24 protein-coding genes are annotated in these 23179 nt (G+C 56.2%); 19 read left to right on the forward strand and 5 right to left on the reverse strand.

The genetic code is table 11. The features are described from left to right. The first annotated feature begins 180 nt into the window (after nucleotides 1–180). From glyA to ACN0V1_RS16760, 8 genes are all read left to right on the forward strand, one after another. Nucleotides 181–1434 (forward strand): serine hydroxymethyltransferase, encoded by a 1254-nt coding sequence (gene glyA, locus ACN0V1_RS16725; protein ID WP_417546087.1) that lies wholly within the window; start codon nucleotides 181–183, stop codon nucleotides 1432–1434. Nucleotides 1435–1506: 72 nt separating this feature from the next. Next, nucleotides 1507–2025 carry a transcriptional regulator NrdR gene (gene nrdR, locus ACN0V1_RS16730; RefSeq protein ID WP_417546088.1) on the forward strand — a complete coding sequence of 173 codons (519 nt, stop codon included), beginning with the start codon at nucleotides 1507–1509 and terminating at the stop codon, nucleotides 2023–2025. Beyond that, on the forward strand, nucleotides 2022–3137 hold the full coding sequence (ribD, locus tag ACN0V1_RS16735; RefSeq protein ID WP_417546089.1) for a bifunctional diaminohydroxyphosphoribosylaminopyrimidine deaminase/5-amino-6-(5-phosphoribosylamino)uracil reductase RibD: 1116 nt from the start codon (nucleotides 2022–2024) through the stop codon (nucleotides 3135–3137). Before nrdR ends, ribD begins: the two co-directional genes overlap by 4 nt. A 75-nt stretch (nucleotides 3138–3212) precedes the next feature. Continuing rightward, nucleotides 3213–4328, forward strand: a complete 1116-nt coding sequence (gene ribBA / locus ACN0V1_RS16740; RefSeq protein ID WP_417546090.1) for a bifunctional 3,4-dihydroxy-2-butanone-4-phosphate synthase/GTP cyclohydrolase II — start codon at nucleotides 3213–3215, stop codon at nucleotides 4326–4328. A 47-nt stretch (nucleotides 4329–4375) separates the two neighbouring features. After that, nucleotides 4376–4852, forward strand: a complete 477-nt coding sequence (ribE, locus tag ACN0V1_RS16745; protein ID WP_291952064.1) for a 6,7-dimethyl-8-ribityllumazine synthase — start codon at nucleotides 4376–4378, stop codon at nucleotides 4850–4852. Further along, nucleotides 4852–5328, forward strand: coding sequence for a transcription antitermination factor NusB (gene nusB, locus ACN0V1_RS16750; protein ID WP_417546091.1), 477 nt, complete (start codon nucleotides 4852–4854; stop codon nucleotides 5326–5328). The genes ribE and nusB overlap by 1 nt, the downstream gene beginning before the upstream one ends. A gap of 3 nt (nucleotides 5329–5331) precedes the next feature. Beyond that, a complete protein-coding gene (thiL, locus tag ACN0V1_RS16755) occupies nucleotides 5332–6288 on the forward strand; it encodes a thiamine-phosphate kinase (protein WP_417546092.1) in 957 nt (318 codons plus the stop codon). Next, entirely contained in the window at nucleotides 6285–6812 is a 528-nt protein-coding gene (locus tag ACN0V1_RS16760) for a phosphatidylglycerophosphatase A (RefSeq protein ID WP_417546093.1), read from the forward strand. Before thiL ends, ACN0V1_RS16760 begins: the two co-directional genes overlap by 4 nt. Nucleotides 6813–6824: 12 nt before the next feature. Here the strand turns inward: ACN0V1_RS16760 and ACN0V1_RS16765 are convergent, their stop codons facing one another. Then, nucleotides 6825–7028: a DUF6316 family protein gene (locus tag ACN0V1_RS16765; RefSeq protein WP_417546094.1), complete on the reverse strand. Its 204-nt coding sequence runs from the start codon at nucleotides 7026–7028 to the stop codon at nucleotides 6825–6827. Nucleotides 7029–7282: 254 nt separating this feature from the next. Here ACN0V1_RS16765 and ACN0V1_RS16770 point away from each other — a divergent pair, with 254 nt between their 5' ends. After that, nucleotides 7283–7987: a DUF2057 family protein gene (locus ACN0V1_RS16770; protein ID WP_417546095.1), complete on the forward strand. Its 705-nt coding sequence runs from the start codon at nucleotides 7283–7285 to the stop codon at nucleotides 7985–7987. A gap of 22 nt (nucleotides 7988–8009) precedes the next feature. On the opposite strand, the gene ACN0V1_RS16775 is transcribed toward ACN0V1_RS16770, so the two are convergent. Together ACN0V1_RS16775 and ACN0V1_RS16780 are read right to left on the reverse strand one after the other, a co-directional pair. Beyond that, nucleotides 8010–9539 carry a WS/DGAT/MGAT family O-acyltransferase gene (locus tag ACN0V1_RS16775; protein WP_417546096.1) on the reverse strand — a complete coding sequence of 510 codons (1530 nt, stop codon included), beginning with the start codon at nucleotides 9537–9539 and terminating at the stop codon, nucleotides 8010–8012. Between the two features lie 125 nt (nucleotides 9540–9664). Then, nucleotides 9665–10576 carry a LysR substrate-binding domain-containing protein gene (locus ACN0V1_RS16780; RefSeq protein WP_417546097.1) on the reverse strand — a complete coding sequence of 304 codons (912 nt, stop codon included), beginning with the start codon at nucleotides 10574–10576 and terminating at the stop codon, nucleotides 9665–9667. 102 nt (nucleotides 10577–10678) lie between these two features. On the opposite strand from ACN0V1_RS16780, the gene ACN0V1_RS16785 reads away from it, so the two are divergent. After that, nucleotides 10679–11665, forward strand: a complete 987-nt coding sequence (locus tag ACN0V1_RS16785; RefSeq protein ID WP_417546098.1) for a glutathione S-transferase family protein — start codon at nucleotides 10679–10681, stop codon at nucleotides 11663–11665. Here ACN0V1_RS16785 and ispB read toward each other — a convergent pair. After that, nucleotides 11658–12626, reverse strand: a complete 969-nt coding sequence (gene ispB, locus ACN0V1_RS16790; protein ID WP_417546099.1) for an octaprenyl diphosphate synthase — start codon at nucleotides 12624–12626, stop codon at nucleotides 11658–11660. The two genes, ACN0V1_RS16785 and ispB, sit on opposite strands and share 8 nt — an antisense overlap. 249 nt (nucleotides 12627–12875) lie before the next feature. On the opposite strand from ispB, the gene rplU reads away from it, so the two are divergent. From rplU to proB, 4 genes are all read left to right on the forward strand, one after another. Continuing rightward, nucleotides 12876–13187 (forward strand): 50S ribosomal protein L21, encoded by a 312-nt coding sequence (rplU, locus tag ACN0V1_RS16795; protein ID WP_096784044.1) that lies wholly within the window; start codon nucleotides 12876–12878, stop codon nucleotides 13185–13187. A gap of 36 nt (nucleotides 13188–13223) precedes the next feature. Next, nucleotides 13224–13487: a 50S ribosomal protein L27 gene (rpmA, locus tag ACN0V1_RS16800; RefSeq protein WP_144780029.1), complete on the forward strand. Its 264-nt coding sequence runs from the start codon at nucleotides 13224–13226 to the stop codon at nucleotides 13485–13487. Between the two features lie 147 nt (nucleotides 13488–13634). Beyond that, the gene (gene cgtA / locus ACN0V1_RS16805; protein ID WP_417546100.1) at nucleotides 13635–14834 is read left to right on the forward strand and encodes an Obg family GTPase CgtA; all 1200 of its coding nucleotides are present in this window, start codon (nucleotides 13635–13637) and stop codon (nucleotides 14832–14834) included. 57 nt (nucleotides 14835–14891) lie between these two features. After that, entirely contained in the window at nucleotides 14892–16016 is a 1125-nt protein-coding gene (gene proB, locus ACN0V1_RS16810) for a glutamate 5-kinase (RefSeq protein ID WP_417546101.1), read from the forward strand. A 101-nt stretch (nucleotides 16017–16117) separates the two neighbouring features. Here proB and rpsT read toward each other — a convergent pair whose 3' ends face one another. Then, complete coding sequence (rpsT, locus tag ACN0V1_RS16815; RefSeq protein WP_144780023.1) at nucleotides 16118–16387, reverse strand: 30S ribosomal protein S20; 270 nt, start codon at nucleotides 16385–16387, stop codon at nucleotides 16118–16120. Nucleotides 16388–16782: 395 nt separating this feature from the next. On the opposite strand from rpsT, the gene murJ reads away from it, so the two are divergent. The 5 genes from murJ (at nucleotide 16783) to fkpB (ending at nucleotide 23178) form a co-directional block, all read left to right on the forward strand. Beyond that, on the forward strand, nucleotides 16783–18279 hold the full coding sequence (gene murJ, locus ACN0V1_RS16820; RefSeq protein WP_417546124.1) for a murein biosynthesis integral membrane protein MurJ: 1497 nt from the start codon (nucleotides 16783–16785) through the stop codon (nucleotides 18277–18279). A gap of 84 nt (nucleotides 18280–18363) precedes the next feature. Further along, on the forward strand, nucleotides 18364–19317 hold the full coding sequence (gene ribF / locus ACN0V1_RS16825; protein ID WP_417546102.1) for a bifunctional riboflavin kinase/FAD synthetase: 954 nt from the start codon (nucleotides 18364–18366) through the stop codon (nucleotides 19315–19317). Nucleotides 19318–19376: 59 nt separating this feature from the next. Next, on the forward strand, nucleotides 19377–22196 hold the full coding sequence (ileS, locus tag ACN0V1_RS16830; RefSeq protein WP_417546103.1) for an isoleucine--tRNA ligase: 2820 nt from the start codon (nucleotides 19377–19379) through the stop codon (nucleotides 22194–22196). Next, nucleotides 22196–22720 (forward strand): signal peptidase II, encoded by a 525-nt coding sequence (gene lspA, locus ACN0V1_RS16835; RefSeq protein ID WP_417546104.1) that lies wholly within the window; start codon nucleotides 22196–22198, stop codon nucleotides 22718–22720. The genes ileS and lspA overlap by 1 nt, the downstream gene beginning before the upstream one ends. Nucleotides 22721–22725: 5 nt before the next feature. Continuing rightward, entirely contained in the window at nucleotides 22726–23178 is a 453-nt protein-coding gene (fkpB, locus tag ACN0V1_RS16840; protein ID WP_417546105.1) for an FKBP-type peptidyl-prolyl cis-trans isomerase, read from the forward strand. Nucleotide 23179 lies beyond the last annotated feature (1 nt).

The following is a 23179-nucleotide window of genomic DNA, read 5'->3' on the forward strand; positions in this document are numbered from 1 at the left end:
CCCGGGAGCTATAGCAATTTCACGAAAACAGGTGATATCGGCATGACGGTATCTGCGAACTGCATAAAGGGTGATTTTCAACCCGATAATAGGCTAGAATAGCGGCCCAAATTTTAAGGGATTCCGGGGGCTATTTCCAAGACTCTCCGGGCCAGCCAAGCACACAGGGGCAGCGCATCGATGTTTAATCGTGATATGAAAATCGCCGGATTCGACGATGAACTCTGGAACGCCATGCAGGCGGAAAGCAAGCGCCAGGAAGCTCATATTGAGCTGATCGCATCCGAGAACTATACCAGCCCGCGGGTTATGGAAGCCCAGGGCAGCGATCTTACCAACAAGTACGCTGAGGGTTATCCCGGCAAGCGTTACTACGGCGGCTGTGAGTTTGTCGATATCGCCGAGCAACTGGCCATTGATCGTGCCAAAGAGCTGTTTGGCGCCGCTTACGCGAACGTGCAGCCGCACTCGGGCTCACAGGCTAACTCAGCCGTCTTCATGGCGCTGGTTAACCCGGGCGATACCGTTCTGGGGATGAGCCTGGCTCACGGTGGCCACCTGACCCACGGTGCCAGCGTAAACTTTTCCGGCAAGATCTATAACGCCGTGCAGTACGGCATTAACACTGATACCGGGTTGATTGATTACGATGAGCTGGAGGCCCTGGCGGTTGAGCACAAGCCGAAGATGATCATTGCCGGCTTCTCTGCTTATTCGCAGGAACTGGACTTTGCCCGTTTCCGCGCCATTGCCGACAAGGTGGGTGCCTACCTGTTTGTAGACATGGCTCATGTTGCTGGCCTGGTTGCCGCCGGTGTTTATCCCGACCCGATGCCCCACGCGCACGTGGTCACAACCACCACTCACAAAACCCTGCGTGGACCCCGTGGCGGCCTGATTCTGGCCTGCGACGATGAAGCCCTGCACAAGAGGCTGAACTCCGCGGTTTTCCCGGGTGGCCAGGGCGGCCCGTTGATGCATGTGATTGCCGCCAAGGCGATCTGCTTCAAAGAAGCCATGAGCGACGAGTTCAAAACGTATCAGCAGCAGGTGGTCAAGAATGCTTCCGCCATGGCAAACGTGTTTGTTGATCGCGGCTACGATGTGGTTTCCGGCGGTACCAAGAACCACCTGTTCCTGGTAAGCCTGATCAAACAGGACATCACCGGTAAAGATGCAGACGCTGCTCTGGGTCGTGCGCACATTACTGTTAACAAGAACGCGGTTCCCAACGACCCGCGCTCGCCGTTCGTAACCTCCGGCCTGCGCCTTGGCACACCTGCCGTCACCACCCGTGGTTTTGGTGAAGCTGAGTGCCGTGAACTGGCAGGGTGGATCTGCGATATTCTTGATAACCTGGAAGACGAAGCCGTAAGCAACCGTGTCCGCGAGCAGGTTGAAGCCCTGTGCGCGCGCTTCCCGGTGTACAGCTAAGCATCTGGCAAGACCTGCCGGGCAGGGCGCGTATAGCCGCGCTGCCCGGCTTTCTCTTCGGAGTTCCTGACTATGCACTGTCCTTTCTGTGGTGAAGCAGATACCAAGGTTATTGACTCGCGTCTCGTGACCGAGGGTGATCAGGTGCGCCGTCGCAGAGAATGCCTTTCCTGCCGTGAGCGCTTTACCACGTTCGAGTCAGCTGAACTGGTAATGCCCAGAGTCGTCAAGCAGGATGGCATTCGTCAGCCTTTTGACGAAGAGAAGCTGCGCTCGGGGATTATGAAAGCTCTGGAGAAGCGCCCGGTCAGTATTGAACAGATTGATGCTGCGCTGAATCGCATCCGATATCGCCTGCGCGCGACCGGAGAGCGCGAGGTGAAATCCATGCAGCTGGGTGAAGAGGTGATGACAGAGCTTAGGCAACTCGACAAGGTGGCCTATGTCCGGTTTGCCTCTGTTTATCGCAGCTTTCAGGACATCAATGAGTTCAAGGAAGAAATTGAGCGGCTTTCGGCCTCCAACGGTGACGCGGCTGTGGATGTTGCGAAAGCGCTGGCGGATAACCACTCTCCTGAAGGAAAAAAATGACCGAGCTCCGGGAACGGTCCATGATGGCCCGGGCCGTGCAGCTTGCATGGCGGGGCCGCTATTCAACGCATCCCAATCCCCGGGTTGGTTGCGTGATAGCCCGTGGTGACAAGATTCTGGGTGAAGGCTGGCATGAACGGGCCGGCGAAGCTCATGCGGAAACCCGTGCGCTCAGTCAGGCCGGCCCGGCTGCTCGTGGCGCGACGGCCTATGTCACGCTCGAACCCTGCAGTCATTTTGGCCGCACGCCACCCTGCGCACGTGCATTGATTGATGCAGGTGTGTCTCGGGTTTTTGCAGCCACTAAAGACCCGAACCCGTCGGTATCCGGAAGGGGGCTGGAAATGCTCCGCGAGGCCGGTATCCGTGTCAGTGAAGGGCTTTTGGCGGATGAGGCGGCGCGCCTGAACCCTGGGTTCATGAAACGCATGAATACAGGTCGCCCCTGGGTTCGGCTGAAGATGGCGGCCAGCCTGGATGGTCGCACCGCTATGGCCTCAGGTGAAAGCCAGTGGATTACCGGTGATGAAGCCCGCCGTGATGTTCAGCGGCTCAGGGCTGTCAGTGACGCTATTCTTACGGGTGTAGGAACGGTGCTCGCGGACGACCCTTCACTAACCGTTCGCCGTGAAGAGCTCGGGGATATAGGCGATGCCACTGAGCCCTCCCGGCAGCCATTACGCGTGATCGCCGACAGGGATGCCAGAACACCGCCTTCCGCAACGATTTTGCGCGGTGGCAAGGTTCAGATATTTTGTGCTTCGTCTACGCTTGCGACGGCGCCTGCACAGGACCTTGCAGCACTGGGGATTCGCCTGAAAGGCGTCACCTGGAAAGACAACGGCATTGATGTATCCGAGCTTTTGGATTCGCTGGGGGGAATGGGCATAAATGAGCTACTGGTGGAAGCCGGCCCCACACTGGCAGGCACGTTTATCAGCGAACAGCTGGTCGACGAGCTCTGGCTCTACCAGGCCCCGGTATTTCTGGGCAGTAACGGCCGGCCGACGGCACATCTTCCGCTGGAGACTATGGCCGACAAGATTGAATGGGTCGTACAAGACCGGCGACAGGTAGGAGACGACCAGCGCCTGATCCTGGTACGCCGCTAAACGTTTAAATTCACAATGTATCCCAAAGTTGCTGTCTGAGGCTGTGATGGGTGCATTGAAAGGGTGCAAAAGAGTATGGCACTGAACAGCGTTGAAGAAATTATCGAAGATATCCGCCAGGGCAAGATGGTTATCCTGATGGATGACGAAGACCGGGAGAACGAAGGTGACCTGGTGATGGCGGCTGAGCACTGCTCCGCTGACGACATCAACTTCATGGCCCGTTTTGGCCGTGGCCTTATTTGCATGCCCATGACCCGCGATCGATGTGAACAGTTGGGGCTGCCGTTAATGGTTCAGCAGAACGCCTCGGGTTTTGGCACCAAGTTTACGCTTTCCATTGAAGCGGCCACGGGCGTGACCACAGGCATCTCGGCGGCAGACCGTGCCCGCACTGTGCAGGCTGCAGTAGCCCGCAATGCCAAGGTGTCGGATCTGGTTCAGCCCGGGCATATTTTCCCTCTGATGTCTGATCCTGGCGGCGTGCTTAGCCGGGCTGGCCACACAGAGGCATCCTGTGACCTGGCTGCATTAGCCGGTTGCGAGCCTGCGGGCGTTATCTGTGAAATCATGAATGACGACGGTTCCATGGCGCGTCGGGAAGATCTTGAGCGCTTTGCAGAAATACATAATCTGAAGATCGGCACCATTGCGGATCTGATTCACTACCGCACCCTTCATGAACGTACCGTTGAGTGTGTCGAAGAGAACCAGCTCGATACTGAGTACGGCGTGTTCAAGCTACGCACTTACAAAGATGTTATTCAGGGCTCGACACACCTGGCCATGATATTTGGTGAGATTTCCGTAGATGAGCCCGTGTTGGTGCGCGTTCATATTACCGATACGCTCAGGGACCTGCTGGGTGCCCGCCGTAAGGATTCCCGCAGCTGGCCGCTGCACCACGCGCTTGAGAAAGTCGCAGCGGAAGGACGTGGCGTTGTGGTTCTGCTGAACAGTGCAGAAGACAGTTACGATCTCGAAGACCGCATTCAGGAGTTCTTTGATCAGGGACAAGCTTCTGCTGGCAAGGGTAGCTCAGGTGTGTATTTCACCATAGGCACCGGCTCCCAGATTCTGCGGGATCTTGGCGTAAGCAAAATGCGCCTGCTAAGCCCCTCTGTTAAATACTCGGCGATTTCCGGATTTGATCTGGAAGTGGTTGAGTACATTCCCTACACCCCGGACTGACACGCCAGGTTGCAGCATTGTGGCTGCGACCCGAGAAGGAGCCACCGATGGCAGATATCAAAGTAATTGAAGGTGATTTTACCCAGTGCAGCGGTCGCTATGCGCTGGTGGTTGGCCGTTTTAACGGCTTTGTGGTGGAAAGTCTGGTAAGCGGTGCGATAGATACCCTGCGTCGCCATGGTATTGCCGACAGTGACATCACTCTGGTTCGAGTACCCGGGGCCTATGAAATGCCATTGGCCGTGAAGCGCGTTGCTGAAACCGGCGGCTACGACGCCATTATTGCTTTGGGCGCCGTTATTCGTGGTGGAACCCCGCACTTTGAATATGTGGCGGGCGAAGCTGCCAGTGGTCTCGGTGCGGTAAGCCTGGAAACAGACGTGCCGGTAACCTTTGGTGTATTGACCGTTGATTCTATCGAACAGGCAATCGAGCGCTCCGGCACCAAGGCCGGCAACAAGGGCGCTGAGGCGGCCATCACGGCGCTGGAAATGGTCAGCCTGTTCAACAAGCTGGGTGAGTAATGAGCAATACTGAAGATACAACACCCCGCCCGGCGCCGTCCGACCAGCCAAAAGCTGGTGATCGCCGCCGCGCCCGGATTCTGGCAATGCAGGCGCTTTACCAGCGGCACTTTGCCAAGAGTCCGATTTCGGATATTGAAGCCGAGTTCATGGTCGACAACGACATGGCCAAGGTCGATATCTTGTACTTCCGTGACGTCCTGCGTGGTGTCCATCGCGAACAGGCAGAACTGGACAAGCTGATTGAGCCATTTCTCGATCGCCCGCTGCAAGAGGTAGATCCGGTGGAGCTGGCCATTTGTCGGGTCGGAGCCTATGAGCTGCGGCATCGACTGGATGTGCCATACAAGGTGGTGATCAACGAAGGCATTGAGCTTGCGAAGAAGTTCGGTGGCACAGAAGGACACAAGTTCGTCAATAGCGTGTTGGACAAGCTAGGCCGGCGTTTGCGCCTGGCCGAGACTCGTTCGCGCTGATCAATGGGCGAATTTGAACTGATACGGCGGTATTTCATGCCGCTGTCCCGTTTGCACGGCTCCCGGTCTATCGTTTTGGGGCCGGGCGACGACTGTGCCATTCAGCGTGTTCCCTCCGGTTCTGATCTGGTTTTTTCCATCGATACGATAGTTGAGGGGGTGCACTTTCCCCTCAACTATCGTCCTGACTATCTCGGTTGGAGAGCACTTGCGGTTGCTGCCAGTGATCTTGCCGCCATGGGCGCCGACCCCACCTGCTTTACCCTTGCGTTGACTCTGCCCGAGGCTGATGAGACCTGGTTGCGCGACTTTGCGTTCGGGCTAGGCAAGGCAGCCGAATCATTCGGAATGGTGCTTGCAGGTGGCGACACGACGCGCGGTCCCCTGGTTTTGAGTTTGCAAGTACACGGCCAGGTTCCCGTCGGAGCGGCAATCTGCCGCTCTGGTGCCGGGCCGGGTGATCTGGTTGTGGTTTCCGGCACTCTTGGTGATGCCGGCGCCGCCCTGGACTATCTTGACGCGCAGAGCCCCTCCAAAGATGAAGAGTTTGTTCTTGAGCGTTACCATCACCCCGAGCCGAGGCTGGCGCTGGGTGCAGCCCTGAGAAGCATCGCTACGGCTGCTGTTGATGTGTCCGACGGTTTGCTCGCGGATCTTGGCCATATTCTTGAAGCTTCTTCGGTCGGCGCCAGTATTGAGTGTGCCCGTGTGCCGGTATCGCCTGCACTCACCCGCCTGAAAGGCTCGGAGGCACTGGATTATGCGTTGCGCTCCGGCGATGACTACGAGCTTTGCGCGACCATTCCTGAGGCAAAATGGACCGATGCACCATCATCATTGAAGCAGCAGCTCACGGTTATCGGCGTGATTGAGCAAGCGCCGGGTTTGCGCCTTGATGGGACTGCTGTAGTGTCGGAATCTGATGCCGTGGGTTTTGACCATTTCAGGAGAAAAGCATGAGCCAGGAAGATCAGTGGCCAGAACCGGATTTGCCCCAGGCGATTCTGCCGCCGGGGTTTCTCAAAAACCCGGTGCACCTGCTAGCTTTCGGGTTTGGTAGCGGGGCCGCGCCCCGCGCTCCGGGAACCTGGGGTAGCCTTGCAGCGATTCCCCTATGGTATGGGTTTGCCTGGATTCCACCGGTCGCCTATTGGCTTGTCGTTTTACTGGCCTTCCTGGTGGGTATCTGGCTATGCGGAAAAACAGCAGCCGATTTGAAGGTACACGACCACGGCGGGATAGTGTGGGACGAATTTGTCGGGATGTGGATTGCCCTTGGGCTCTTTCCTGACCAGATTTACGGTGTAATGCTGGCGTTCTTGATTTTCAGGTTCTTCGATGTACTCAAGCCTTGGCCCATTAACTGGCTGGATGAGCGGTTGCCCGGTGGGCTGGGGATCATGGTGGACGACGTGGTTGCCGGGGGCATGGCACTGCTTTGCCTGCTCGCGATCGACGTCTGGCTGATGCCTTACATTCTTTAACAGATGCTCACTTCAGTGCACCTGCTGTTCTTCCGGAAGGAGTTTCACCACATGCAAGAAACGCTTCAGCCCGATCTCAGCTCGCTCTCTGGAAGCGAAAGGGCCGCTGTCGAAGCCTTCCCGGGTCGTGAAATACCACTTGCTCCCGACACAGAAAAACCGACTGCTACGAAAGGCGATGCGCCCCTCTTCTCCTGATCTGACCTGAGTATTCATGGCCGGCTCCTGTGCGCCTGATCTGTGTCTGTATTCCGGGCGCCGTGTGAAGGGTAAGGGTCTGTTTAAAATTAATACAAATCCGGGAAAATTCAACATTTTTTGACAATTATGTAGATCATATCTACGGACTGACTACTCGTCGTACTCTTTTTGTATCTGGTTGCCCTCTGCCGCCGCTGTGTTCAGAATACACTTTAGCAGGCCGCATCCTTCGCTCGCCCAAGCTTCACTCGAATCGTCAAGGAGATAAAATGAGCATCAGTCACGTTTTATGTGTTAGCAAGTTCAAGTTGAGCTATTCCCCTCGTTGGTTACAGATGGTTCGGGCGTTACTTCCTGTTGCGTTCCTTTCTGCCCTGGTTGGTTGTTCGTCGGCGGTTACCAAGCTTGAGACTTGGGAAGGTAACCCGACCACTGCGGTGAACGCGGCTACGCTGAAGGCGCCCGGTGCCATCCACGTCAGCCGGGTTAATGGGCACTCGATGACCAACTATCTGATGGATGATCTGGCGTTGGACTATGCGCTGCTTCCGGGTGAGAACCAGGTGGTATTCACTTATAAAACCATATGGGCCAAATCCGGCGTGGTGAGAGATGGTGAGTCGAAGGTTCATGTGATCAAAAGTGGGCCGCAGGTCGTGCGCTTTGAGGCCAGTCCCAATGAGACGTATCGATTCGAGTTCGACAAGCCGGAATCCCGCCGGCAAGCGGAGCAGATGATGCCTGAGTTCTCTGCGGCAATTGTAGGGGCAAACGGTAAGGTTCTGGCCCAATCTGCAAGCTGGTCGCCTTCAGACACCACGTCGAGAGCGCGAACGCCTTTGTCGGGTGGTCAGGCGATGGATGGTGAGATGTTGGCCAGCGATGGTATGAGTTCGCTGGACCGCTTGAAGGCTGTCTGGGAAACCGCATCTGACGACGATAAGAAAGCCTTCCTGCGCTGGGCGTTTGAGTAAGCGCTCAATGCTTCGCCAGCCGTTATCGCCTGAAGCGGCCCACGAGCCTCTTCAGGCCACTTTCCAGTAAGCCCATTGCAGTGTATGCCAGGGACTGACGTCGGGTCTCTGTGAGCGGAATATGCATTTCCTCCGGGTCCAGTTCGCCGGCGGCGCCCTCAATGGCTGCAAGGCTGTCACAGGCGTGGTTCCGGAGCGAATCGCCCTGGGGCACCACATCGGGGCAGATGGTGAAGTTGAGTGTCAGGTCGCCCTGATAGCTTACGGCAACAATAACCAGCCCCATGCTGTCGAAAAGTGGCGCAGCATTGTACTGCTGCACCAGTTTTGCGCCCTGAAGATACAGGGGTATCTGAGGCCCGGGCACGTTGGTAATGGGCAGGTTAAATGCAGGCCGATAGCGTTGGGCAATCTGCAGCTCCGAATACAACCGTGCCGACAACGCCAGCATGCTGGAGGGCAAAAGCTCTGTGAGCCGATCCGCCGCGATGGCTTCCCGGTATGGCTCTGAGGCCACGGCATTCCAGTGAATCCTGCGAATACGCCGGGCCGGGTCGGGTTCGTTGGTGGCAAGATCCAGAAGCATGGCGGACATCTGGTTTCCAGTGGTCCTGCGCAGCGTACTTGAGCGCACCGAAATGGGCGTCATGGCAATCAGAGACTGACCTGCGTCAGCTCCCTGGTCGCCAAGGTATCGGCGCAGTGTTTCCGCGCAAAGCCCTAAAACCACATCGTTCAGCGTGACATCGCCCAGCGCTGCCTTGATTGCTTTGAGGCGGGATAATTCAACCTTTGCGGATACGATTTGGCGGTTGGCCGTGATCTGCTGGTTGAATGGGCTGTGGGGCGCCGAAAACAAGGGGAATGGCAGGCGGATTTTTCGTAGCTGCTTCTGTATCAATCCTCGGGTAGTGGCTTCCGCTGCATCGACTGCCAATGAGGCGAATCGCCAGGGTGTGCGCAGAATATTGGCGCCCGCCCGGATCATTACCCGCCCTTCCGAGGGCTCAGGGCGTGGTTGCCAGGGTCTTGGAGAGCTGATGAGTTGTGGCTCGGGCGTATATTCCAGCAGCTTGCCCATGATTTCCTCACCGCTGAACGCATCGATGGCGGCGTGGTGCAGTTTTACAATGAGTGCAAGGCCCGCCTTGCCTTCTTTCTCGCCACCCAGTCGGAAACCGTCCACGAAGGTTATATGCCAAAGGGGGCGGTCCCGCTTCAGAGGCTCTTCCAGAATCCTGGAGGCAAGCGTCATCAGGCTTGCCTCCCGGCTGTTTTCGCCGAGGCTTACATAGGCCAGATGTCGCTCAATACTGAAGTCAGGATCATCAATCCAGTATGGGCGGCCCAGGCGTAGGGGGATCTCCTTGAGACGCTGGCGGAAAACCGGCACGACGTGAAGGCGGCTGCGCAGGTAAGCAACGAAGGTGCTGAATGCCAGGGGCGTATCGCGCTCGCTGGCATCGAAGAGGTAGATGCTACCGATATGCATCGGCGCGTTCGCAGATTCAAGGTACAGGAAGGAAGCGTCCAGTTCTGATAGCTGCCGCATCAATGGGCTCCAGTCGTCGTTAAAGTTCGTCGCAGTATAGATGAAACGGTTGTTGATCTTGTTGACTTATTTGCCTGCCAGAATTCTGCGGCGGAGCCATTTTGGTCTCAGCCTGTGCCGGGGCTTCAGCTATCGAGCCAGTCTGTTATGGTCGCGTCTTTGGTCAGTCTGTGCCAGAACCACATCAACGCTTTGCCTTTATCGTCTGCGTGCCTTGCGGCCTGAAGCGCTATGGGTTGTCTTGGTTCGCCTACAGATTTTTCGATGAGTTGGCCGGAAGCAAGAAGCGCCTTCACCCGGGCGCGTGGTAACCAGCCTACGCCAAGCCCGGCCTTCTGCATGGCGATTTTGTGGTCGATAGTTGCGCCTGTCAGAGTACGTTGTTGGTGAAAGATGCCTGCATGTCCAGCGGGCAGAGCGCGTGATGAGTCTGCGGCAACGGCGGCCGGAAAGCGGCGGATATCTTCTTTGCTTAACGGTTCTTCTGCAGTTGCCAATGGGTGGTCGGGCGCGACGGCAAAAACAAAGGCCATGTTGCCAAGAATAAGACTGGTAAAGTTCCCCGCGGGCTTGCTGATGTCGTCGGCACCAATAACAAGGTCCACCCTGCGGCTTTGAAGCGCATCCCAAGTGCCGGCAAACACCTCTTCGGTGATCTGAACGTCAACCGGAACACCCAATGCGTAGAATTCTTTTATCGCCGGAAACAGGCACTCCGCTGGCAACAGTGAATTGAATCCGATGCGTAGCCGGGTTTCCCAGCCCTGAGCAACTTGCCGGGTTGAGTGTGCGAGGTTATCGGCTGCATCAAGCAGGGTTCGACCTTCTTCGAGCAGGTAAAGGCCAGCGGGCGTGAGCACGGCCCGGTGCCCGCTTCGGTCAAACAGAACTACGTTCAGGTCTTCCTCGAGCTTTTGCACCGTATAGCTGATCGCAGATGGCACCCGGAAGAGCTCGCCAGCAGCGCCGGCGAAGCTGCCTTTGCGGTCGATGGCGTCGAGGACTTTCAGGGCGTCTATAGTGATGGCTGTGTGCATGTTCGAATTATCTGAGGTAGTTGGCCAGAATTGGTTGCTTGAGAGGGTAGCAGGGTCGCCGTTATTGTGCTTGGGTCATCAGTATATTTATTGGAGTTGGATATGGGTCTTCTCGTCGACGGCAAGTGGCACGATCAGTGGTATGACACCAGCAAAACCGGGGGCAAATTTGAGCGTGAAGCCGCGCGGTTTAGGAACTGGGTGACGGCGGATGGCTCGCCGGGGCCGGCGGGTGAGGGCGGTTTCAGGGCTGAGTCGGGGCGTTATCATTTGTACGTTTCGCTGGCCTGCCCCTGGGCTCATCGCACGTTGATTTTCCGCAAGCTGAAAGGGCTTGAGGCCCATATTTCCGTATCTGTTGTGCATCCGGATATGGTGGAGAATGGCTGGGAGTTCCGGCCCGGTGCGAGCGCACACACGGATGATTTGCACGATTTTCGATTTATGCATCAGGTGTATACCAAAGCAGCACCGGAGTATACGGGGCGAGTGACAGTTCCGGTGTTGTGGGATAAACGCCAGAACACTATTGCCAGCAATGAGTCGGCGGATATTATCCGTATGTTCAACTCGGCGTTTGATGGTCTGGACGACGTGAACACTAATCTGGACTTCTATCCGGAGGTGCTGCGGGCGGAAATTGATGCAGTGAATGAGCGGGTTTACGACACGGTTAACAACGGTGTCTACAAGGCAGGTTTTGCCACGGCTCAGGCGCAGTATGAAAAAGCCTACTCTGCGTTGTTTGATTCGCTGGATTGGCTGGAAGCCAAGCTGTCGGGGCAGCGTTATCTGGCGGGGAGTACTTTAACGGAAGCAGATTGGCGACTGTTCACGACGCTGGTGCGGTTTGATGCGGTTTACTACAGTCACTTCAAGTGCAATCGTCAGCGCATCAGTGATTTTCCGGCGCTTTCAGGTTATCTGAGGGAGTTGTATCAGGTGCCTGGTGTGGTCGGTACCGTGAATATTGATCAGATCAAGCGCCACTACTATGTGAGCCAGCGTACTATCAACCCCATGCAAGTTGTGCCGGTGGGGCCGTTGCTGGATTTCACAACGCCCCACGGTCGCGATGGTCTTAGCTGACTCGCACTACGGCGACCTGAGTCAACAGCTCCAGGGCGTCTTTGTGGGGAGAGTCAGGAAGGGTGCTCAGGGTGTCAGAAGCTTTTGCAGCTTCGGCCCTGGCTCGCTCCATGGTGTATTCCAGCGCACCTGAGGCTTCAACAAGTTCGAGAACCTTTGGCAAGTCATCCAGCCCGCCTTTGCGTATGGCCTGGCGTATGAGTTGGCGGTCTTCTTCGCTGCTGTGAATCATGGCGTGGATCAGGGGTAGGGTGGTTTTACCTTCCGCAAGGTCGTCGCCGACGTTCTTGCCCATGGCTTCGGCATCGCCGCGATAATCGAGAACGTCGTCCACCAGTTGGAAGGCCAGCCCAAGGTGTTTGCCGTAGTTTTTCAGTGCCTGCTCCTGTGCATCATCTGCATTGGCGAGCAAGGCGCCGGAATGGGAGGCGGCTTCAAAAAGCATGGCGGTCTTGTTGTGGATCACGGTCATGTACTGATCTTCGGTGAGGTCCGGGTTCTTCACATTCATCAACTGCATGACTTCGCCTTGGGCGATTACCGCCGTGGCGTGAGACAGGATTTCCATAATAGGAAGGCTTTTCAACTCAACCATCATCTCGAATGCGCGGGCGTAGAGGAAATCACCTACTAACACACTGGGAGCATTCCCCCAGTTAGCATTTGCTGTGCTTCGGCCCCGGCGCATGTCCGATGTATCCACAACATCGTCATGGAGCAGTGTCGCGGTATGCAGGAATTCGATCACCACGGCCAGCTTGAGATGCTCATCCTTGCTATAACCTGCAGCCCGGCTGGAAAGCAAAACCAGTAAGGGCCTCAAGCGCTTACCGCCGCTTTCAATAATGTACTGGGCTATTTTCTCTACCAGAGGTACATCAGAGGAAAGTCGCCGGATGATCAGGTCATTAACGCGGCTGAAGTCGTCTGCCACGGTGTCGTAAATGCGCTGGGCTGTCATGCGGCTTGTGGGTCCCTTGCTGATGTCGTAGTTGTGTCGCTGCCTAGTATGCTGATAATACAGGCAGAACGCGGCAATGCTAGGTATTGAAGCGGTAAGTGTCAACTTGGCTTGTATTGCTGAGCGCCTTTTCGTACAATCACGCGCCCAACTCATCCCAACCTGCGCTCCCTGCTATAGGGTTGCCAAAGCGCTTCCCTTAGAACCAGGTGGATAAGAGCAGGGATGGGTCAATCGCGGAGAACGTTAATGTACGCAGTTATTGTTAGCGGTGGTAAACAGCACCGTGTTAAGGAAGGCGAAACGCTGAAGCTTGAGAAGCTCGAAGTGGAAACTGGCGGCAACGTCGAGTTTGATCGCGTTCTGCTGATCGCTGATGGCGACAACTTCAAAGTTGGCGCGCCGGTAGTTGATGGTGCCAAAGTGACTGCCGAGGTGGTTAGCCACGGTCGTCACGACAAGATCAACATCATCAAATTCCGTCGTCGTAAGCACTCAATGAAGCGTCAGGGCCACCGTCAGTGGTTTACTGAAGTCAAGATCACGGGTATTCAGGGCTAACACCCGGAAAAAAACCCCTTAATCAGGAGGCTTGTCATGGCTCACAAAAAAGCAGCAGGTAGTACCCGTAACGGTCGCGATTCCGAGTCGAAACGACTTGGTGTGAAGCGCTACGGCGGCGAATCAGTATCTGCAGGCAGCATTATCGTTCGTCAGCGCGGAACCCGTTTCCACGCAGGCGTCAATGTTGGCTTGGGTAAAGACCACACGTTGTTCGCAAAAGCAGACGGCCAGGTCAAGTTCGAAGTGAAAGGTCCGCAGAACCGTAAGTTCGTAAGCATCGTTCCAGCTGCTGCGTAAGCAGCGGCGATCCGGTTCTGTCGAACCTTGGGTAGCCCTGATATTCTGCTGTTATAGTCAGAAGTCAGAGCCACCCGGAGCCCCGCAAAGCTTCCATAGAGGCTGCGGGGCTTTTTAGTTTATGCGCTACGCGCAAAGGGTTGATTCATGAAATTCGTAGACGAAGCCACAATCATCGTTGAAGCCGGCAACGGCGGGCACGGCTGCCTCAGTTTTCGACGTGAAAAATACGTTCCCAGGGGTGGTCCCGACGGTGGCGATGGCGGCGATGGTGGCTCCGTGTATCTCGAGGCGAGCGATTCGCTTAATACGCTGGTCGATTACCAGTTTCAGCGTAAGCACAAAGCCCCGGGCGGTGAACAGGGTTCCGGGCGGAATTGCACCGGCACCAAAGGTGAAGATCTGGTGCTGCCGGTACCGGTTGGCACCACGGTGGTTGATGTTGACACCCACGAAGTGCTTGGCGACCTGACCCGTATTGGTCAGCAGTTGAAGGTAGCTCAGGGCGGGTTCCACGGCTTGGGCAATACCCGATTTAAATCATCAATCAACCGCGCGCCCCGCCAAACATCCAAAGGCTCTGAAGGTGAGCTCAGGAATCTGCGTCTGGAGCTGAAAGTTCTGGCAGATGTGGGCCTTCTGGGGTTGCCCAACGCAGGTAAGTCTACGTTTATACGGTCTGTATCAGCCGCGACGCCCAAGGTTGCGGATTATCCGTTTACGACGCTGGTGCCGAATCTGGGTGTCGTGAGCGTGCAAATGCACCAGAGCTTTGTTATTGCGGATATCCCCGGTCTGATTGAGGGTGCTGCGGAAGGTGCGGGCCTTGGTGTTCGTTTTCTGAAACATCTGGTGCGCACCCGTTTGCTGTTGCACCTGGTCGATGTGGCCCCCTACGATGGTTCATCGCCGGCCCACGCAGTTAACGTGATTGCTCACGAGCTGGAAAAGTTCAGTGAAACCCTGGCTAATCGAGAGCGCTGGCTGGTGTTGAACAAGGTCGATATGGTGCCGGAAGAAGATCGTGAAGCTCATTGCCAGGCGATTGTTGATGAGCTTGATTGGCAGGGGCCGGTATTCCGCGTTTCTGCGCTTAGCGGTGAGGGCACCAAGCCGTTGACGCAGGCGGTGATGCGTTGGATCGAAGAGCGTGCCGAGGAAGAGGCGGAGAATCCAGAGGCCGCCGAGCAAGAGGCCTTGAAGCGCCAGCGGATGGATGAAGAAGCTCGAGCGGGCATCGAGGAAGAGAAGCAGGCCCGCCGCGCGGCTCGTGAGGAAGATGACGATGGCTTTGACGAAGACGACGACGATGATTACGACGTTGAAGTGGTTTATGTGAAGGATTAGATTTCGGATTTGATGCCTGAGTTATCCCGTTAGTTCGAGAGAGGCGAAGCCCATATCATGACGCAACGCGCCCAGCTGCATCAGGCACGCCGCCTGGTGGTGAAAATCGGAAGTGCCCTCCTGACCAATGATGGCCGTGGCCTGGATGTGTCAGCGCTTGGGCTTTGGGTGGATCAGATGGCGGCGCTGGTCAAGCAAGGCGTTGAGCTGGTTGTGGTTTCTTCCGGCTCAGTGGCTGAGGGGATGAGTCGCCTGGGGTGGAAAAAACGCCCGGAGCAGTTGCATGAGTTGCAGGCCGCCGCTGCTGTAGGTCAGATGGGGCTGGTGCAGACCTGGGAGGCAGAGTTCAAGCGCCACGGTATTCATACCGCCCAGATTCTGCTGACCCACGATGACCTTTCTGATCGCAAGCGTTATCTGAACGGTCGCAGCACGCTCAGGGCTCTGCTGGATTTTGGTGTTGTGCCTATCGTGAACGAGAACGACACGGTGGTTACCGATGAGATCCGCTTTGGTGATAACGACACCCTGGGCGCTCTGGTTACTAATGTGGTTGAGGCAGACGGCCTGATTATTCTCACCGACCAGCTTGGCCTGTTTGATAAAGATCCACGCAAGAACCCGGATGCCAGTCTGGTGACCGAACGGCTCGCCAGTGATCGCGAGTTGGATGCCATGGCCGGCGGCAGCGCCGGAGTTCTGGGTCGCGGAGGCATGCAGACCAAACTCCGTGCCGCGCGCCTTGCAGCGCGATCCGGAGCCTTCACGGTGGTTGTGGGTGGCCGCATTGAGGGTGTTCTTACCCGGCTGCACCAGGGGGATGTTCTGGGTACTTTACTGCTTCCTGAGCAGGGGCGGATTGCGGCGCGTAAGCAGTGGCTGGCAAGCCATCTGCAGACTCGCGGCAAGTTGACGCTCGATGATGGCGCGGTGAAAGTGCTTCGTCAGGGTGGACGCAGCCTTCTCCCTGTCGGAGTCAAAAGCGTTGCCGGTCAGTTTCGCCGTGGCGAGATGGTGTCCTGTGTTGATCAAAAAGGTATTGAGGTTGCTCGCGGGCTGGTGAATTACGATGCAAGTGAAGCGGGTGCAATAGCCGGTCGTTCAAGCAGTAGCATTACAGAAATTCTGGGCTATATTTCCGACGAAGAGATAATTCATCGGGACAACATGATAATTGTCTGAAAAAAGGTCATTGTTTGAAAAAGTAATTATCTGAACAAAAAAACCGGCTGCGAGCCGGTTTTTTTATAACAACAAGAGCTTTTAGTTAGCGCAAGGCGCTATCAGGCGCTCTTCAGCGCTTTGATCTTGGTGCTCATGCGACTCTTCTGGCGAGCCACCTTATTCTTGGTGAAGATGCCCTTGTTGACCATGCTGTCCATAATAGGCTGGGCAGTCTGGAATGCGGCCTGAGCTTCTTCGTAGTTGCCAGACTCAATTTTGGTCTGCACTTTTTTCATGTAAGTGCGGGTCATGGAGCGCAGGCTTGCGTTGTGCTTGCGGTTTTTCTCGTTCTGACGTGCGCGCTTTTTGGCTTGCGGGGTATTTGCCACCGTAAAACTCCTGAAAGTACTGAAAATTCGTTACTGAATGATTCGTACGGAAAACTCTGGGCAAAATATCATCCAGAGGATCCCTGAAATCGCGGGCGCGCCCATAACCAGCGCGTCGAAATAAATGACGCGGAACTATGCCGCCCAAACCCGTAAATGTCAATACCAAACCCCATTTGATCCCATGATTCAAAAGGGCTGTGGTAAACTCCCGGCTCGCCGGATACGGGTTCAGCGGGGAAGCAGGTAATTCCCGAAATACCCGGCCAAAATGAGTGTGCAACCGGACTAAAGCCCGAATGTCATCGCAACCTGAACCTTTGCCGAAGAAACAACCGGAAAAAAAGCCGCCTGCCAAAGTGCCCGGCCTGCTCAGGTCTTCCGGTTTGGTAGGTATGATGACCATGCTGTCCCGGGTGCTGGGTCTGGTGCGGGATATGGTGATTGCGCGCTATTTTGGCGCCGGTGCCGGTGCAGACGCTTTCTTTGTTGCGTTCAAAATCCCCAACTTTTTACGCCGGCTTTTTGCCGAAGGTGCTTTTTCACAGGCGTTTGTGCCGGTGTTGTCATCCTATCGCGAGAACCGCCCGGTTTCGGATGTAAAACGCCTGGTAGATGCGGTAGCAGGCTCTCTCGGGCTTGTTCTGCTAGGCATTACCCTGGTGGCCATGCTTGGCGCGCCACTTTTGACCGCCGTCTTTGCCCCCGGCTTTCTGGATGATGACGTCAAATTTGCGCTGACCAGCGACATGCTGCGCATCACCTTTCCGTACTTATTGATGATTTCCCTGACGGCATTTGCCGGCGGTATTCTCAACAGCTACGACCGTTTCGCGGTGCCGGCTTTTACGCCGGTTTTGCTCAATCTGGCGATGATCGGTGCGGCTGTCTATCTTACGCCGCTGATGCGCGAGCCGGTTATGGCTCTGGCCTGGGGTGTGTTCATCGCCGGCGCACTTCAGCTGTTTTTCCAGCTGCCGTTCCTGATGCGCCTGGGACTTATGCCCCGGCCGCGGGTTGATTATCGACACGAAGGTGTCAGCCGCATCCTCAAGCTGATGGTGCCGGCGTTGTTCGGGGTGTCGGTCAGCCAGATCAATCTTCTGCTGGATACGGTTCTGGCATCGTTCCTGCAAACCGGCAGCGTATCCTGGCTGTATTATTCAGACCGGCTTTCCGAGCTGCCCTTGGGGGTATTCGGTATTGCTATTGCTACGGTGATTCTGCCAAGCCTGTCGCGCAAGCACTCCGCAGCCTCCACAGATCAGTTTGCCGCTACATTGGACTGGGCCGTGCGTGCGGTGCTGATTATCGGGGTGCCTTCGGCGCTGGCGCTGGGGTTGTTGGCCGAACCCTTGATCGCAACCCTGTTTCATTATGGTGAGGTTACCGACAGGGATGTGGTCATGTCGGCCCAGAGCTTACGGGCCTATTCTGCCGGATTGCTCGCCTTCATGGTGATCAAGGTTCTGGCGCCGGGATTTTTCGCGCGACAAGACACCCGTACGCCGGTGAAAATCGGGATCATTGCCATGGTCGCCAACATGGTTTTCAATCTGGCGCTTATCGTACCTTTGGCCCACGCAGGCCTGGCGTTGGCAACGTCGCTGTCGGCCTGGCTTAATGCGGTTCTGCTCTGGCGTGGGCTCAAGCGGCAGGGTGCCTGGCAAAGCCAGCCCGGCTGGGGGAAATATTTTTTGCAGATCGGCCTCGCGAACGCTGCCATGGTTGCCGTTATACTCTGGCTGAACATGCCAGTCGAGCGCTGGCTGTCAGCAGACGGCATTGAGCGTTCGCTTTATATGGGAATGATGGTGGTGGCCGCCAGTGGTGCCTATTTCCTTGTTCTGGCTCTGGCAGGGGTGCGGGTAAGACATTTCCGCCAGAGGTAAGGTATAATCGCGCGTTTTCTCGCCAGCGTCTTGCACACACCGGCAAGCGCTGAAAGCCAACTGGCAAATGAAGGTTCGCACAGCATGCGTCTCATCCGAAGCCTGACCAACCTGAAAATGCTTTCCAGGCAGGTGGATTCTCCGCTGGCGGAGGGCTGTGTTGCCACGATCGGCAACTTTGACGGCGTTCATCTGGGCCATCAAACGATTATTGATCAGGTAAAAAGCAAAGCCCGCGCATTGAATCTACCCTCGGTTGTCATGGTTTTTGAGCCTCTGCCAAGGGAGTTCTTCCAGGGTATGGACGCGCCTCCCCGGTTAATGGGGTTTCGACAGAAACTGGAAACTCTGCTGGCAGCGGGCATTGATATCGTGCTTTGTCTGAAGTTCGATGAGAACTTTCGCAGTTACTCCGCTATGGGCTTTATAGACGATGTTCTTATTGACGGGCTGGCGGTGCGCCACCTTGTTGTGGGCGACGATTTTCGCTTTGGCTGCGATCGGGCCGGGGACTTTGCGTTGTTGGAAAGGGTAGGCAAAACCGCGGGCTTCTCCGTAGAGAACACCCGTACCGTGACCGTTGCAGGCGAGCGAATCAGTAGCACCCGAATCCGCAACCTGCTGCTGGATAACCAGCTCGAACAGGCCGAGTCTTTGCTTGGGCGCCCGTATCGCATCCGGGGCCGTGTTGTTTATGGCCGGCAGCTGGGACGACGTATCGGATCGCCCACGGCGAATATTCTGTTCCGGCAGATGCCGGCCTTGCGCGGCGTGTACGTTGTTAGCGTGACGCTGGAAGACGGAAGCACTCGAGACGGCATCGCCAACATTGGCCTGCGCCCGACCGTTGATGGCAAGCAGCCGGCACTGGAAGTGCACCTGTTTGACTTTACTGGCACACTTTACGGTCAGCATATTGATGTTGTTTTCCGCCACGGTCTGCGGGATGAAGAAAAGTTTGAATCCATCGACGCGCTTAAAGCGCAGATAGCCAGAGATTTCGATGCCGCAAGAGCGTGGCTGACACAACAGCGCTGAGCCGAATTGACTAAATAAGCTGACCAAACATACTGACCAAAAGAGTACGCACACAAACCATGAGCGACTATAAGCACACTCTGAATCTGCCGGAAACCGCGTTTCCCATGCGCGGCAACCTGGCCAAGCGCGAGCCCGAGATGCTCAAGCGTTGGCAGGATCTGGACGTTTACGCCAATCTGCGCCAGCAGCGCGAAGGGCGTGACAAGTTCATCCTTCATGATGGCCCTCCCTACGCCAACGGCAGCATTCACATTGGTCACGCGGTTAACAAGATTCTGAAGGATATGATCGTTAAATCCCGAGGCTTTATGGGCTTTGATGCGCCCTACGTGCCGGGCTGGGATTGCCACGGTCTGCCGATTGAACACAAGGTTGAGCAGGAAATCGGCAAGGCCGGTGTTAAGGTCGACTATAAAACCTTCCGCCAGGCTTGCCGTGATTACGCCACCAAGCAGATCGCCGGCCAGAAAGCTGACTTTATCCGCCTTGGCATCATGGGTGAGTGGGACAAACCCTACCTCACCATGGACCCAAAAGTGGAAGCTGGCATTGTGCGGGCTCTGGGCAAGATCGTCGCCAAAGGGCACGTGGTTCGTGGTTTCAAACCGGTTTACTGGAGTGTGGTGGGTCAGTCCGCGCTGGCAGAGGCCGAAGTGGAGTACCAGGACAAAACCTCGACGCAGATCGATGTGCGCTTCACTGCCGTCGATCAAGCCAAAGCCCTGTCGCTGTTCGGAACTGACAAAGGCGAAGGCGACGTTTCCGTGGTTATCTGGACCACCACGCCCTGGACCATCCCCGCCAACCAGGCAGTATCTCTCAACGCTGATCTGGACTATGCGCTGGTTCAGGTTGACGCGGGCAACGGCCCCGAGCGTATGATTCTGGCGGCGGCCATGGTCGAAGGCGTTATGGCGCGCTGGGATATTCCGGATTTTGAAGTGCTGGGCACTTGCCTGGGCGCGGATCTTGAAAACCTGCCCTTGCATCACCCGATCTACGATAAGCAGGTTCCTGCGATTCTGGGTGATCACGTATCAATCGAGGCGGGTACCGGCGCCGTTCACACTGCGCCTGATCACGGTATGGAAGACTTTGTGGTCGGCAAAACCTACGGTATTGGCACGCTGAACATGGTTCAGGCCGACGGTACCTACACCAGCGCTACCGGTGAGTTTGCAGGCATTCATGTCTACAAGGCCGACGAGCCTGTGTGCGACGCTCTGGCGCGTGAAGGCAAGCTTGTTCGCAAGGAAAAATTCCGCCACAGCTTCCCACATTGCTGGCGCACCAAAACACCGCTGATCTACCGCGCTACGCCGCAGTGGTTTATCAGCATGGAGAAAGAAAATCTCCGCGCGGACGCACTGGAAGCCATCAAAGGTGTGCGTTGGGTGCCGGCCTGGGGTCAGAATCGTATTGAAGCCATGGTCCAGCAGTCTCCGGACTGGTGCGTCTCACGCCAGCGCACCTGGGGCGTGCCGATCACACTGTTTATCCACAAAGAAACTCAGGAACTGCACCCGGATACCCAGAGCCTGATTGAAAAAGTGGCTCAGGTTATCGAAACCGGTGGCATTGACGCCTGGTACGAGATCGATACCCGCGAATTTCTGGGCGACGATGCCGATCACTACGAAAAAGTTCTGGATACACTGGATGTTTGGTTCGATTCCGGTGTTACCCATGAGTCTGTGTTGCGCGTCCGCCCGGAACTGGGCCAGTTTCCGGCTGATATGTACCTGGAAGGCTCTGACCAGCACCGTGGCTGGTTCCAGTCCTCGCTGAAAACCTCCATTGCCATGAACGGTGTGGCGCCCTATAAACAGGTGCTGACCCATGGTTTTACCGTGGATGGTAAAGGCCTCAAGATGTCCAAGTCTCTGGGCAACGTGATTGCACCCCAGGAAGTGATGAACGAACTGGGTGCCGATATTCTCCGCCTGTGGGTTTCGGCAACCGATTACAGCGGTGAAATGACGGTTTCCAAGGATATCCTGCGACAAACTGCTGATGGGTATCGTCGTATCCGTAACACTTCGCGCTTCCTGTTGAGCAACCTCACAGGCTTTGATCCGAAGCAGCACATGGTTGCGCCGGAAGACATGATTGCCCTGGATCGCTGGATGGTCGACCGTGCTCTGCAGCTACAGAATGAGTTGCACGAGGACTACCAGAATTACGCCTTCCTGCGGATCTACCAGAAGGTGTACAGTTTCTGTGAAGCGACGCTGGGCGGCTTTTACCTCGATATTATCAAGGACCGCCAGTACACCACTCAGGCGGACAGCCTGGCGCGGCGTTCCTGTCAGACTGCGCTTTATCACGTGGCAGAAGCCCTGGTGCGTTGGATTGCACCCATTCTGAGCTTCACCGCGGATGAAATCTGGCAGCACCTGCCGGGAGAGCGCGGCGAGACTGTTTTCTATGAAACCTGGTATGAAGGCCTTACAGAATTGCCTGAAAATGCCGAGCTGGGTCGCAACTACTGGCGCCGGATTTTCAGCGTGAAAGAGGCAGTAAACAAGCGCCTGGAAGAAGCCCGTGCCCGAGGCGAGATCAAAGGATCGCTGAGCGCCGAAGTCACGCTATATTGTGATGGCGAGCTGGCGGCGGATCTGGAATTTCTTGGAGAAGAGCTCCGCTTTGTGCTGATCACCTCGGAAGCAACCGTAAGGCCGACATCGGAAGCGGACGGCGCTGAGATGACCAGTTACGAAGGCCTGCGTGTAAAGGCAACTCCGGCTACCCATACGAAATGCGAGCGCTGCTGGCACCACCGCGCAGATGTGGGTGCCAACGCCGACTATGAAGAGCTGTGTGGCCGTTGTATCACCAACGTGGAAGGGCCGGGCGAAACACGCTCGTTTGCCTGATGGAACTGGCAATGAATGAGCAGGTAACCGGAAGCAAACTGAAGTGGCTCTGGCTGGCGGTACTGGTGGTCGCGCTTGATCTCGGCACCAAGGCCATGGCCACTGCCATGCTGACCTACGGCAACCCGTTACCGGTGATCCCCATGTTTAACCTGACGCTGTTGCACAATACCGGCGCAGCGTTCAGTTTCCTCGCCGGAGCGGCAGGCTGGCAGCGTTGGTTCTTTGTGACCTTGGCTCTTGTGGTCAGCGTAGTATTGGTCGGCTGGCTGAGAAATCTGCGGCGGCATGAAACCTGGTCGGCCATTGCCATCGTACTGATTCTTGGCGGTGCGCTGGGTAATGTATACGACCGGGTTGTGCACGGCTATGTCGTCGACTTCCTGCATTTCTATTGGCAGGACTGGCACTTTCCCGCATTCAATCTGGCCGATACTGCCATTACCATAGGTGCCGCCATGATGATCCTTGATATGTTTCGCAAGCCTGCTGATTCCGGTACGCCTGCGAACGGGAGCGAATAAAGCCCATGAAAGAACTGCCTGTAGATAAAGGAACGCGCGTAACCTTGCATTTTGCGCTCAAATTCGAGAGCGGCGAAGTGATTGATACCACTTTCGACAAAGATGCGGCGACTCTGGAAATCGGTGATGAAAGCCTGCCGGAGAATTTCGAAGCCTACCTGATGGGCATGAAAGCCGGCGACAAAGCCAGCCACCAGGTGCCGCCGGAAAAGGCCTTTGGCCAGCGCAACCCCAATAATTTGCAGACCTTCAAACGACATGAATTCAGTGCGGATATGGTGTTGGAGCCGGGCGTGATGATCTCCTTTGCGGATGCGCGGCAGCAAGAGCTGCCTGGGGTAGTCAGCCGCGTGGAGGGCGATGAAGTGGAAGTGGACTTCAATCATCCGTTGTCCGGGCGTACACTGACTTTCGATATAGAAGTTATTGACGTAGAACCGGCAGGGCAGACCCACTGAC

Origin of the sequence: Marinobacter sp. (assembly GCF_048266785.1) — a bacterium.
GTDB lineage: Bacteria > Pseudomonadota > Gammaproteobacteria > Pseudomonadales > Oleiphilaceae > Marinobacter.